The organism is Bacillus hominis (genome assembly GCF_018332515.1).
Taxonomy (GTDB): domain Bacteria; phylum Bacillota; class Bacilli; order Bacillales; family Bacillaceae_G; genus Bacillus_A; species Bacillus_A hominis.
In genome coordinates this window covers 1-11,915 of sequence record NZ_BOQD01000131.1, presented here as the reverse complement: position 1 = coordinate 11,915, position 11,915 = coordinate 1, and the positions used below count along the sequence as shown (strand labels likewise).

Annotated in this window: 13 protein-coding genes and 3 pseudogenes; 8 read left to right on the top strand and 8 right to left on the bottom strand. The window is 36.6% G+C overall.

Going from position 1 to position 11,915, the window contains the following annotated elements; all coding sequences use genetic code 11:
• Window positions 1-284: 284 nt before the first annotated feature.
• The 3 genes and pseudogenes from KI356_RS14475 to KI356_RS14465 form a co-directional block, all read left to right on the top strand.
• A pseudogene (locus KI356_RS14475) lies at window positions 285-559 on the top strand (sugar nucleotide-binding protein); the annotation flags it as partial.
• Between the two features lie 108 nt (window positions 560-667).
• Window positions 668-1,438, top strand: a complete 771-nt coding sequence (fabI, locus tag KI356_RS14470) for an enoyl-ACP reductase FabI (RefSeq protein WP_000421885.1) — start codon at window positions 668-670, stop codon at window positions 1,436-1,438.
• A 148-nt stretch (window positions 1,439-1,586) separates the two neighbouring features.
• The gene (locus KI356_RS14465; RefSeq protein ID WP_212935734.1) at window positions 1,587-2,114 is read left to right on the top strand and encodes a CotO family spore coat protein; all 528 of its coding nucleotides are present in this window, start codon (window positions 1,587-1,589) and stop codon (window positions 2,112-2,114) included.
• Window positions 2,115-2,170: 56 nt separating this feature from the next.
• Here KI356_RS14465 and KI356_RS14460 read toward each other — a convergent pair whose 3' ends face one another.
• Window positions 2,171-2,626 carry a CotY/CotZ family spore coat protein gene (locus tag KI356_RS14460; RefSeq protein ID WP_212935733.1) on the bottom strand — a complete coding sequence of 152 codons (456 nt, stop codon included), beginning with the start codon at window positions 2,624-2,626 and terminating at the stop codon, window positions 2,171-2,173.
• 126 nt (window positions 2,627-2,752) lie between these two features.
• On the opposite strand from KI356_RS14460, the gene KI356_RS14455 reads away from it, so the two are divergent.
• Both KI356_RS14455 and KI356_RS14450 read left to right on the top strand, forming a co-directional pair.
• Window positions 2,753-3,112 carry a DUF1360 domain-containing protein gene (locus KI356_RS14455; protein ID WP_212935732.1) on the top strand — a complete coding sequence of 120 codons (360 nt, stop codon included), beginning with the start codon at window positions 2,753-2,755 and terminating at the stop codon, window positions 3,110-3,112.
• Window positions 3,113-3,210: 98 nt separating this feature from the next.
• Window positions 3,211-3,395: pseudogene (locus KI356_RS14450) on the top strand (cytochrome C oxidase subunit III).
• 75 nt (window positions 3,396-3,470) lie between these two features.
• Here the strand turns inward: KI356_RS14450 and KI356_RS14445 are convergent.
• From KI356_RS14445 to KI356_RS14420, 6 genes are all read right to left on the bottom strand, one after another.
• Window positions 3,471-3,977 (bottom strand): hypothetical protein, encoded by a 507-nt coding sequence (locus KI356_RS14445; RefSeq protein ID WP_212935731.1) that lies wholly within the window; start codon window positions 3,975-3,977, stop codon window positions 3,471-3,473.
• Between the two features lie 164 nt (window positions 3,978-4,141).
• Window positions 4,142-4,606 (bottom strand): CotY/CotZ family spore coat protein, encoded by a 465-nt coding sequence (locus KI356_RS14440; RefSeq protein WP_212935730.1) that lies wholly within the window; start codon window positions 4,604-4,606, stop codon window positions 4,142-4,144.
• Between the two features lie 296 nt (window positions 4,607-4,902).
• A complete protein-coding gene (locus KI356_RS14435; protein WP_002117098.1) occupies window positions 4,903-6,969 on the bottom strand; it encodes an ATP-dependent helicase in 2,067 nt (688 codons plus the stop codon).
• A 192-nt stretch (window positions 6,970-7,161) separates the two neighbouring features.
• Window positions 7,162-7,584 (bottom strand): GNAT family N-acetyltransferase, encoded by a 423-nt coding sequence (locus KI356_RS14430; protein WP_212935729.1) that lies wholly within the window; start codon window positions 7,582-7,584, stop codon window positions 7,162-7,164.
• A gap of 1 nt (window position 7,585) precedes the next feature.
• Entirely contained in the window at window positions 7,586-8,104 is a 519-nt protein-coding gene (locus KI356_RS14425; RefSeq protein ID WP_128282175.1) for a YjcG family protein, read from the bottom strand.
• 90 nt (window positions 8,105-8,194) lie between these two features.
• Window positions 8,195-8,926 carry an alpha/beta hydrolase gene (locus tag KI356_RS14420; RefSeq protein ID WP_002117104.1) on the bottom strand — a complete coding sequence of 244 codons (732 nt, stop codon included), beginning with the start codon at window positions 8,924-8,926 and terminating at the stop codon, window positions 8,195-8,197.
• A 198-nt stretch (window positions 8,927-9,124) separates the two neighbouring features.
• Here KI356_RS14420 and KI356_RS14415 point away from each other — a divergent pair, with 198 nt between their 5' ends.
• Window positions 9,125-10,036, top strand: coding sequence for a DMT family transporter (locus KI356_RS14415; RefSeq protein ID WP_128282176.1), 912 nt, complete (start codon window positions 9,125-9,127; stop codon window positions 10,034-10,036).
• 167 nt (window positions 10,037-10,203) lie between these two features.
• Window positions 10,204-10,776 carry a Crp/Fnr family transcriptional regulator gene (locus KI356_RS14410; RefSeq protein WP_212935728.1) on the top strand — a complete coding sequence of 191 codons (573 nt, stop codon included), beginning with the start codon at window positions 10,204-10,206 and terminating at the stop codon, window positions 10,774-10,776.
• On the opposite strand, the gene KI356_RS14405 is transcribed toward KI356_RS14410, so the two are convergent.
• Complete coding sequence (locus KI356_RS14405) at window positions 10,769-11,437, bottom strand: DUF4386 domain-containing protein (protein WP_212935727.1); 669 nt, start codon at window positions 11,435-11,437, stop codon at window positions 10,769-10,771. The genes KI356_RS14410 and KI356_RS14405 overlap by 8 nt on opposite strands.
• 85 nt (window positions 11,438-11,522) lie before the next feature.
• On the opposite strand from KI356_RS14405, the pseudogene KI356_RS14400 reads away from it, so the two are divergent.
• Window positions 11,523-11,801 (top strand): annotated as a pseudogene (locus KI356_RS14400) (PH domain-containing protein); the annotation flags it as partial.
• Between the last annotated feature and the right edge of the window lie 114 nt (window positions 11,802-11,915).

Genomic DNA, 11,915 nt, shown 5'->3' with positions numbered 1-11,915 from the left:
TAGTACCAGATGGTCCAGTAGCACCAGTCGGCCCAGGTGTCAAAGAAAATTGTGGAAATGTAGGGTCAAATGTGCTGGAAGATAAAGAGTCAACTGGATTTAAGCCGTTTGAATCATTATGATTGGACATAAATTCACCTCCGTAAATCTCTCATTATATAATAGGTGAAAATTAATGAGAAAATGACATAGATATTTGCATGCTTGAAAAGAAACTTTAATTATATGGAACATTATAAAGATGTACTATCTCCATCATAAGGGAGAGATGCATAATGAAAGGGATTATTAATAAGCTCATTCATACTTCTTTATACGGTACGTATCACGTATCAAATAGAGGCTCATGTTCTTGGTTTGAATTTGCTCAAAAAATATTTTCGTATGCAAATATGAAAGTGAATGTATTACCTGTTTCAACCGAAGAATTTGGATCGGCGGCAGCGAGACCGAAATATTCTATCTTGCAACATAACATGCTACGATTAAATGGTTTTTTAAAAATGCCTTCTTGGGAAGAAGGATTAGAGCGGTTTTTATAGAAACAAAAAGTCATTAACAAATTTACGTTAATGACTTTTTTGTTTGCCTTTAAGCGGTTTTATGGTACTATAATTATAGTATCAGGTACTAATAACAAGTATAAGTATTTCTGGGAGGATATATCATGGAACTATTACAAGGGAAAACATTTGTTGTTATGGGCGTTGCGAACCAAAGAAGTATTGCGTGGGGAATTGCTCGCTCTTTGCATAATGCAGGTGCAAAATTAATATTCACATATGCAGGAGAACGTTTAGAAAGAAACGTTCGTGAATTAGCGGACACATTAGAAGGGCAAGAATCACTTGTATTACCTTGTGATGTAACGAATGATGAAGAACTTACAGCTTGCTTTGAAACGATCAAGCAAGAAGTTGGTACAATTCACGGTGTTGCACACTGTATTGCTTTTGCAAATCGTGACGATTTAAAAGGCGAATTTGTAGATACTTCTCGCGATGGATTTTTACTTGCACAAAATATTAGTGCATTCTCTTTAACAGCTGTAGCAAGAGAAGCGAAGAAAGTGATGACAGAAGGCGGAAATATTTTAACTTTAACATACCTTGGCGGCGAGCGCGTTGTGAAAAACTATAACGTTATGGGTGTTGCGAAAGCTTCATTAGAAGCTAGCGTGAAATATTTAGCAAATGATTTAGGTCAACACGGTATTCGCGTTAACGCTATTTCTGCAGGACCAATTCGTACGTTATCTGCGAAAGGTGTAGGCGATTTCAACTCAATCTTAAGAGAAATCGAGGAGCGCGCACCACTTCGTCGTACAACAACTCCAGAAGAAGTTGGGGATACAGCAGTATTCTTATTCAGTGATTTAGCACGCGGAGTAACAGGTGAGAATATTCATGTTGATTCAGGATATCATATTCTAGGATAAATATAATACTTATTATAGTTTGTTAAAGGGCAGTCTCTAAATATTGAGGCTGTCCTTTTTAATTGTTCTCGGAAAGAACGATTTTTAACGAAAGTTCTTGCATCGTTATGAATATAACTATAATAGTACACGATTTATCCAGCTATGTATGGAAGTGGGAGGGACGAGTGTGAAGAATAAAAGCTCAACAGTTGGAAAACCGTTGTTATATATTGCGCAAGTAAATTTAGAACTTGCTGCACCGAAAATAAAAAGAATTATCCTTACAAACTTTGAAAATGAGGATAGAAAAGAGAAAAGTGATAGAAATGAAAATAGTGTAAGTAGTGAGGTGGAAGAGACAGTAGAAAAAGAAAAGCTTGAGAAAGAGGAGCAGCAAGTGGAGGAAGAAGTAGAGGAACAAGAAGAGGAACAAGAAGAGCAAGAACAGGTGAGAACGGTCCCGCACAATAAATCATTTAAGGATATGAACAATGAAGAAAAAATTCATTTCTTATTAAACCGCCCTCATTACATTCCGAAAGTAAGATGTAGAATAAAAACAGCGACAGTCTCATATGTAGGATCTATTATTTCATATCGAAATGGTGTTGTATCAATTATGCCGCCAAATAGTATGAGAGATATTCGGGTATCTATAGAAGAGATAAAATCAATTGATATGGCTGTTTTTTAAATTATGTAAAGGTGGTAGATCAATTCTACCACCCCAATAGTTTTTTAGTTTACTTATTAAATAGTAACATCACGTAAGCATTGAATAGCACAGAAACAGTCTAAATCGACAGTTAGGCAAGTGTTTGTTGCTCGTAATTTTGTATTGTGTTGATTTAAAAATGTGCAAATTGGATCATCATCATGTGGTACAGGATCTCCACCAATTGTTACAACTAATACACGTAATACAGCACAACTACCATCATCCACACTCTCCACGCGGAAAATTGGAGACTTACAGTGCTTATTATCTCCTGATGGTGCAAATGCTTCAAAAGGTTTTCCATCTTTTGTGTATAAAATAAAAGGGCGTGTATTTGCTACTGATGCACTATTGTGTGCTCCTAAAAATGGAATTTCACAACCCGATCCACATGTTGTAGTAGAGCAGTCTTGTAATTCATTAATGAATTTTACAACGTCAACGACGCAATGAGAAGAGCTACTGTGTTTGTTTTCGTTACAGCTCATTCATGTCACTCCTTATCTTCTTGTTAGTATTTACATTAATAAGATATTGGAGCGGAGGGGAATCGGTCACACTCTAAAGAGCTTTTTTTTTAAATAGGCTTAAAGAAGGTAAGGGAAGGTGAAAGTATGTTATTTACAAGTTGGCTTTTATTTTTTATTTTCGCACTAGCTGCTTTTCGATTAACACGCCTTATCGTTTATGATAAAATTACAGCCTTTTTGCGAAGACCGTTTATTGAAGAGTTAGAGATTACGGAACCTGACGGAAGCGTATCAACTTATACGAAGGTGAAAGGAAAAGGTCTTAGGAAGTGGATTGGGGAATTATTAAGTTGTTATTGGTGTACAGGTGTATGGGTCAGTGCCTTTTTATTAGTCTTATATAATTGGATTCGAATCGCCGCGGAGCCGCTACTAGCATTATTAGCTATTGCAGGAGCAGCAGCAATTATTGAAACAATTACAGGACACTTTATGGAAGAATAATAAATTTTCATGTTAGAAAAAGCGGAGTTTAAAAGAATGAGGGAACGGACATAAGGAGTTGTTCATATAGTAAATAGACAGAATTGATAGTAGAGGAGATGTTTGCTGTGAGCAATAATCCAAGGCCAAATTCATATGATCTTCAGCAGTGGTACTACCTACAGCAACAGCAACAAGAACAACAACAGGCATACCAAGAACAATTACAGCAACAAGGCTTTGTGAAGAAAAAGGGATGTAATTGCGGAAAGAAAAAAATATAATAAAACAATATGAAGAATGAAGCACTCATGTTACTGTGGGTGTTTTTCATTTAATAATTAAACGTGGTACTCTAATTAAGAAATACTACGTTTGGTTAAATAATTTGTACGACTGTTAATGAAGCAGCACGAATATCTACACTACCTTCTAATTCAACCGGTACGATTTGAATGAAATTACCAGGGTTTAAGTTAATGAGAACACTACCACTAGAAACTTCTACTTGACCAGCACCAATAACGTTAGAGCGTACTGCTGTACCAGATCCAGGAATAACATTCTGGGGTGTATTTAATGATAAGAAAAAACGAGCCGCTGCTGGTATAACATTAAGATCATTAAAATTTATTGATAATGTATAGCTGATTTGATAAATACCAGCTCTTTGTATTTTAATGCCATTTCCTACACTTACTGTATCATTTATTACTGGAATATTGAGATCTGGGTTTGAACTTGTACTAGGCAATAATAGTGGTGTGAATAATGAAGCGAATTGAGGGGCGAGAGCGTTGAATGCAAAGCCGAAAGCTGGCAATGTACTAACGGCTTTTGCGTTGCAATCAATTTTATTAAATTTATATTTATCAGAAGAGAGCATGTTTTTCACTCCTTTATTTCTTCTACTTTTAGTCAATAAAAGGGATACGTTCTTTACTCTGGACAAGTTCCTAATTTTATAAAAAATGCGTTGGTACCTTTTAAGCATGGATTGGGTGACAGAAATATCTGCCACCCAATCCATGCTTAAATCAGTATTCAGTTTTAAATCGTAACATCACGCAAGCATTGAATAGCGCAGAAACAGCTTAAATCAACAGTAAGGCAAGTGTTTGTTCCTCGTAAAGTCGCAGTTGGAACATTTAAAAATGTGCAAATTGGATCATCGCCAGGTGTGACAGGATCTCCACCGATTGTTACGGTTAGGACGCGTAGTACAGCGCATCCGTCATCATCTATGCTCTCCACGCGGAAAATCGGGGACGTGCAGTTCTTAAGACTTCCTGATGGTGCAAATGCTTCGAAGGGTGTTCCAGCTTTTGTGTATAAAATAAAAGGTCTCGTATTCGCTACCGATGCGCTATTATGTGCTCCTAAAAATGGAACTTCGCATCCCGATCCACATGTTGTGGTTGCACATTCTTGAAGCTCGTGTATAAAACGAACGACATTCGATACACAGTTAAAATCAAAATCATGATGATGATCTTCGTTACAATTGCAGCTCATTATGTTCACTCCTTATCGTGAGTTCTGACATACACTATTACAATATGAACGGGATATGGTTGATATTACGTTAATTCTCAGGATAGAAACAGGGAATTTATCTCGCATTAACGGGCAGTAAGACTCCCGCCTCAAAATTTGGCAGGAGAAAGAAGTTAGGTGGGAGCCCTGCTGCCCGTAAACGCCCGATTGGTGAAGGCTAATAATCAGTGGGGGATGAACAAAACCCCTACTGATTATTAGCCTTCACTTTATATAGAGGGGATGTACATAACGGGATATGGAAAAAGACACCCTTATTTAATGGGTGTCTTTTCAGGTAAATCTTTTCGCGCAGTATATAAAAAACGAGATATATCTAGTTTCTTTCCTCTGAAAAATTGAGGAGAGGAAATGTAAAGTTCTTCTTTAGCGCGCGTAATTGCGACGTAGAGTAAGCGTCGTTCTTCTTCTAATGCTTCAGAAGTCTCCGTGACACGGTCATTTGCGTCTTTTAAAGAAGAAGTATGCGGCAATATACCATCGCTCGCACCGAGTAAGAAGACGCATGGAAATTCAAGGCCTTTTGCGTTATGGATCGACATAAGCGATACAGCATCTTTTTGCGGCATTGTTTTTAATGCTTCCATTTCTTTTTGCCCTTGAATTGCTTCATTAATAAATTGTAAGTAAGCGGAAATATCCGTAAATCGAGTCGCGGATTCCATTAATTCTTCTAGCATTTCTTCTTGTATGTCCTTATGCATCGTAAAGGAAGAACGATCGTTACTTTGTAAGTACTCTAAATACTTTCCCTTACCATGAATAATTTCTTTCAATGCTTTTTTCGGTTCAAGTTCTTTTATAAATTTAATAAAATCGATTCTCTCATTTACTTTTTTAACTTGAAAAGGTTTCAAGCTTGGATTTAGTAATAGGAAATGAAGAAGAGAAGGGAACCGGCCCTCACCATATTTCCATTGTTCACGTTCAATAAATGAAATGCACTCATCACGGCCAATATACATTGTTGGTAATATATTTGAAAGTGATTCGAGTCGGAACGGTTCAAGCACGAGTCGTAAGTGATCTAATACGGGCCTAATTAAAGAATGTTCGTAGAACGATTGGCTCGCTCCATGTTTAATAAACGGAATCTTATGAATTGTAAGCTGATCAAGTAAAGAACGGCTTACAGAATGTGTACGATATAATAAACAAAAATCTTTATAATTTCGTTCACCACTATCTACTTTTTCCTGAATGAGTTGCAAAATTTGATTTGCTTCATCAAGAGTTGTCGCAGGTCGTGCATAAAACGGCTGCATGCCATCGTTACGAACAGAATATAGCTCTTTATCAAAACGTTCTTGATTGAGCTTAATAACTTCATTTCCAAGTCCGACGATAAATGGGTTAGATCGATAATTCGTATTAAGTGCGATAATCGTTGTGTTATCAAATTCCTTTGGAAAAGATAAAATAATTTGGTGACTTGCCCCTCGCCAGCCGTAAATCGCTTGATCGTCATCACCTGCGATAAATAAATTATTTCTTGGCGTGGCTAACAATTTTACAATTTCATATTGTGCATACGACGTATCTTGAAACTCATCTACTTCAATGTAATGAAAACGCTCTTGTAATTGAGTAAGCAGGGGAGCGTTATTTTCTAACATATAATACATTTCTAATAAGATATCGTCAAAATCAATATAATTGTATCGTTGTTTTACCTCTTCGAAACGTTCGTATACTTCTTTGAACTCTTGTTCAACCGGCGTTTTCGCTTTTACATCTTTCGGACGATTCAATTTGTTTTTCTCAAGTGAAATCATAGCGAGTATCGTTTCAGCATCATAAGCGTCTTTTAAGCGTAATTCTTTCAAAATTTTCTTTATCATAATTTGTTTATGTTTTTCATTTGCTAAAATTTGCTGATTATATCCTTGACTACGAAGCAATTTTAAAAAGACAGAGTGGAATGTACCAGCAACGACATAGCTACTTGCGGCATGATTCATACCAGGTAAATTCGCTACACGAGTTCGAATTTCTTCAGCCGCTTTTTGTGTAAACGTTAGTAGTAAAATATTTCGCGGATGAACTTGTTTTACATTTACTAAATAACCAACGCGAGTTGTTAAAACAGATGTTTTCCCGCTTCCGGCACCAGCTAACGTAAGGACAGGACCTTCTGTCGTTCGCACGGCTTCTAACTGTTTTTCATTTAAATAAACACCTTGCTGTTCTAAAGCGCGGAAATACGCCGCATCTGCATCTTCTTCCATAATTAAATGGGTAGATGTTTTCGGAATATGATACGTCGCTTGCGGAATGCCAGCGTGTGTTAACGATTTTTGTGAAAATTTTTCTTGTGTCATATATTCACCTTCAAAACTATAGCATCAACATTTAACTTTAGCGGAAGAAAAAGAAAATAGCAATGTAAAAAACAGGAGGGGTTACCTCCTGCTACAAAATTACCCCGCTATTTGTGGGCAGTAAACGCCCAATTGGTGAAGGCTAATAATCAGTGGGGGATGAACAAAACCCCCACTGATTAAAGTTTCACTTTATAATTCTTTTATCATTACGACGTGCGGGATATTTGCTTCCATAAACACATCAGAAGCAGTCACGTATCCTAGCTTTTTATAGAAAACTTCAGCATGTGTTTGAGCATGGAGTTTCAATTTCGGTAGAGACTCTTCTTTTGCATGCGCTTCAAGTGCATCCATAATGATTTTGCCAATGCCTTTTTTGCGATGGGAGGCTAGTACGCAAATGCGTTCCATTTTCCCAACTCCATCAACAATGCGAAAGCGACCTGCACCGACTGGAATGTCATTGTCATATACAACAACGTGCGCCGAAATCTCTTCAAATTCATCATACTCTTCTTCAGAAGAAACACGTTGTTCTTCTACAAAAACCTGTTTACGTACAGAGAATGCATCACTTAGCTGCTCGTCTGTTTGTACGATTTGTGCGTGCAAATTAGTTGTTCCCCTTTCCAAGGTGGAATGTTTCATGTACAGTCCATGTTCCGTTTTCTAATTGATATAGAAGGTGGAAACGATCGATTGGTTGCTCATAATAGAAATCTTTCATACGTAATCGACCTAATACATCAGCGTGCTCTGCATCTGATAAGTTTTGACCGATTGTTAAATGAGGTACGAAAGAGTACTCGGGCTCTTGTGTAAAGAAACCATTATGCATTTCTTCATTTAAGAAAGTAAGTTCAGGTGTTTTTTCTACTTTAAAATAAAGAACATTATTAACAGGTGCGAATGAACCGACTTTTCCAACATGAAGAGTGAATGGGTTCGTTTTGTTTGCGATTGTATGTAACTCATTTACAATCGATTCTAATTGCTCATCTTGCGTCTCAAAGGGTGTTTTCAATGTAATATGTGGCGGAACTAATGCGTAATGCGGATCATAACGTTTACGCAATCCGTTCGCTTTATCTTGAATCATTTTTGATGGGAAAATTACAATTCCTAATTTCATGTTTCAATTCCTCCCTTTGCAAGTCTAGTTAGATTTTGAGAATAAATCTCTTTATCTATTATATCAAATTATTCTGAATATCGCTCTCTATTATTTCATTGATAGAATATGAGAAAATGCTTTCGGTAAATCTGCTTGCCAATATTTCCATGTGTGATTCCCTTCAAACTCTTCATAATGCGTGATGAAATTTCTATCTGTAAGTAGTTTATTTAACTCGCGATTTGGTTCTACGAAATCAGATACTTGTCCGTCTGTACGCTTGACAGCTGTTTCTTCTGTCCCAATTACGTGATAAATTTCTAACGCCCCCGGATTTTTGAAATCTTTTGCTAAGTTCATGACTGTTTCATCAACAAATGGTGATTGCATAACGACCTTGCCGAATGTATGCGGATACATAAGTGCGGTCATGAATGAAACTGTACCGCCAAGAGAATCTCCAATTAAAACGCGCCCTTTACCCATTTGATACGTTGGATAATTTTCATCAATATATGGAGCAAGCTCATGAGCAAGGAAACGAATGTAAGCAGCATTCTTTACATCGCTTGGGAAATATTTTTCCTTACGATCGTGTACATTTTTATATGGAATACCGACAATAATTGTGCGGTCGATTTCTTCAGTTTCACGAAGACGCTCAATTACACGGTGCGCTTTACCAAGCTGAAAATAATCTCTACCGTCTTGTGCAATAACAACCGTATGCTTATGGAGAGGTGTGTAATTTACTGGTAAATAAACAAGAAGTGTAAGTTCTTCTTGAAGTGCTGTACTAAAAAATGAAATTTCTTCAATTCTCCCTATTGTTTGATTCATGTATATCCCCCTAAATAAAATTTACTATGATTGTAAGAGCGACGCTTGTAGTGAAAAGGAAAGAAATATTCACTAATAGGTGCCTTAATTTCTATTTTACCATAATGGTACGAAGAATCTAAAAAATTAGTATTTAAGTTATGAAAGAAAACGGATATAATGAAGTGGGATTTTTACAGGTGAGAGGGGAGACAGGATTTGAAACAAGAAAGATCAATCGCACTACCATTAGCAATTTCCATTATAGCCATTTCATTCGCAGCTGTTTTTGTAAAGATGTCCTCAGCACCATCTTCAATTTTAAGTATGTATCGATTATGGATTATCGTACTTATTATGCTGCCTATCGTTTGGAAAAAACGGGAAGAGTTTAGTAAGATTCAAATAAAAGATTGGGGATTTTTAATTGGATCGGGTTTCTTTTTAGCGCTGCATTTTCTTTTATGGTTTGAATCTTTAAAGCATACGACAGTTGCTAGTTCGACGATTATTTTAGCACTTCAACCGATCGTATCTTTAGTCGGTGGTTTTTTCTTATTTAAAGAAAGAACAACATACTCAGCCATTGCGACAATGGGAATTGCGATACTAGGCGTAATGTGTATTGGCTGGGGAGATTTAGGACTAAGTGAACAAGCAATTTATGGAGATATATTATCCTTTTTAAGTGTGATAGCAGTTGTCGGTTATTTATTCATCGGACAAACGACAGTAAAGAAAGTATCGCACTGGATTTATAGCTTTACAGTTTTTGCATTTGCAGGTATTTTTATGGGGATTTATAATATAGTGCTGCAAGTACCTTTTACAGGTTATACGAAGTGGGACTGGACCGTTTTTCTTTTACTTGCGATTGTGCCGACAGTGTCACATGTCATTAATAATTGGTTATTAAACTACGTAAATGCAACAACAATTTCAATGAGTATTTTAGGAGAACCAGTTGGGGCATCTATACTAGCATTCTTCTTACTTGGAGAAAAATTAAACGCAATGCAAATTATCGGTAGCATGCTCGTATTGTTTGGTGTATCTGTTTTCTTACTACAGCAGCAAAAACGAACATCAAAAAATGTGGTGAACGAGCCGGTGTATACACAGGAATTATAATGTTAGGGGAGAAAAGAGAAGTTGTGATACTTCTCTTTTTGTTTTATCCCGCATTAACTGCCCGTAAATGCCCGATTGGTGAAGGCTAATAATCAGTGGGGGATGACACCACCCACACTGACTATAGTTTCACTTTATAGAAACTTGGTTGAAGAAGGGGGAGGAAGATGGAAGAGATATTAAAAAAGTATATGAAGAGTTTTACAACATTAAGTGAAGAACAGCAGCGGATGATTCTCAGTGAATTACAAATTGAAGAATATAAAAAGGGAACAGTGCTACTAAGACAAGGAGATGTTCCATCAAAATGTTATTTTGTATTAAAAGGATGTGTGAGACAATATTGTGTTGATGAAGCAGGGAAAGAAGTTACATCAAATTTTTATACAGAAGAACAGGCAATCACAAATTTCAATCATCATAAACAAGATAAATCATCCCCACATACGTTAACATGCCTAGAAGACTGTCTAGTTGTAGTGGGCGACCTGTCTAGTGAAAAGGACATGTATAAGAAATATTCACAGTTAGAAGAAATGACACGCCAAATGATTGAATATAATTTTGGCGAAGTACAAGAAGAACTTACATTATTTATTGCATCGACACCAGAAGAGCGCTACAAATCATTATTACAAAAACGTCCTCATTTAATTGATCGTGTTCCTCAATATCAACTAGCAAGTTATCTAGGTATTACACCAGAATCATTAAGCAGAATTAAGAAACGAATTAAGTAGTGGATTTACCACCGTTCAACAGCAGCCATATCGCAAGTCCTAATTCACCTGCAATCATGGGCAATTGGAACACGATTTGTATGATTGAGATGATTGCATCATATTGTGAAAACATTGTATTCATGACGTGAATTACGATATAACCGATAGCAGCGATGCATAGTAGTGCACTAATAAATTTCGGTATTTGTTTAGATAGAAAAGCTACATATCCTAAAACGAAAAGATGCAAGCCAAAAATGATTAACCCTACAGACCAAATGTATTCGAATGCACCGAGAAACAGCATCGTATATGTTTCTGGATTAGCAATTGTACTTTTTGAAAGCAGCAATACCAATATTAGATTGAATATAGCGATTCCAAGCATAGCTGTATACATAAGACGAAGCCAGGCAGCCAGTAAGGAGAGGCTAGCATGGATATGCTTTAGAAAGAAATAAAGAGCCCACGCGGCGATAATATCAGTAATAAAAATGATAATCCAACCGAAGATTTCTGCTTTGAAAAGTGAATTTGAAGTTTGGATATTATGGAGTGTCGTACTTGCATCACCGTGTACAATGAGATTTTCATGAACAAAGCCGTAAGAAAAAAATGCAGCGAACGTCATGATAAGAAGAGCAGTTCCAGCAGTTATGGAAAACTTTCGTTCATTCATATGTCATCCTCCTATTTCAATATTACTTTCATTTTAATAAGAGAAGGAGAATGATTCATTGACTTAAATCAAGAGGGGGAGTGTAATGGAATTTCCATCAAAAAAAGATGCATGGTTATATCCAATCTTTTTTATTGTCGTAGGCGCCTGTTTTGCTCCAATATTTGCAGGGAGAGAATATTTTCTTTTATTTTTCACAATTCCGTTAGCGATATTATTTATTTGGAGTTGGTTTTCAACAAAATATACTGTCGGGGAAGAAACAATTACTATTAGATCAGGTCTCGTTAAAAAACGCATATTTATACGAGATATAAAACGAATTTCGGATACGAAAAATCCAATAGCAGCTCATGCATTATCCCGCATTAACGGGCAGTAAAACTCCCACCTCAAAATTCGGCTGGAGCAAAGAAGTTAGGTGGGAGATCAACTGCCCGTAAACGCCCGATTGGTGAAGGCTAATAATCAGTGGGGG

Excerpts from the sequence above, each read along its gene's own strand:
- KI356_RS14420 (WP_002117104.1), bottom strand. The coding sequence starts at position 8,926 with ATGAATCAAACAATAGGGAGAATTGAAGAAATTTCATTTTTTAGTACA.
- fabI (WP_000421885.1), top strand. The coding sequence starts at position 668 with ATGGAACTATTACAAGGGAAAACATTTGTTGTTATGGGCGTTGCGAAC.
- KI356_RS14410 (WP_212935728.1), top strand. The coding sequence starts at position 10,204 with ATGGAAGAGATATTAAAAAAGTATATGAAGAGTTTTACAACATTAAGT.
- KI356_RS14435 (WP_002117098.1), bottom strand. The coding sequence starts at position 6,969 with ATGACACAAGAAAAATTTTCACAAAAATCGTTAACACACGCTGGCATT.
- KI356_RS14455 (WP_212935732.1), top strand. The coding sequence starts at position 2,753 with ATGTTATTTACAAGTTGGCTTTTATTTTTTATTTTCGCACTAGCTGCT.
- KI356_RS14465 (WP_212935734.1), top strand. The coding sequence starts at position 1,587 with ATGGAAGTGGGAGGGACGAGTGTGAAGAATAAAAGCTCAACAGTTGGA.
- KI356_RS14405 (WP_212935727.1), bottom strand. The coding sequence starts at position 11,437 with ATGAATGAACGAAAGTTTTCCATAACTGCTGGAACTGCTCTTCTTATC.
- KI356_RS14445 (WP_212935731.1), bottom strand. The coding sequence starts at position 3,977 with ATGCTCTCTTCTGATAAATATAAATTTAATAAAATTGATTGCAACGCA.
- KI356_RS14425 (WP_128282175.1), bottom strand. The coding sequence starts at position 8,104 with ATGAAATTAGGAATTGTAATTTTCCCATCAAAAATGATTCAAGATAAA.
- KI356_RS14460 (WP_212935733.1), bottom strand. The coding sequence starts at position 2,626 with ATGAGCTGTAACGAAAACAAACACAGTAGCTCTTCTCATTGCGTCGTT.
- KI356_RS14440 (WP_212935730.1), bottom strand. The coding sequence starts at position 4,606 with ATGAGCTGCAATTGTAACGAAGATCATCATCATGATTTTGATTTTAAC.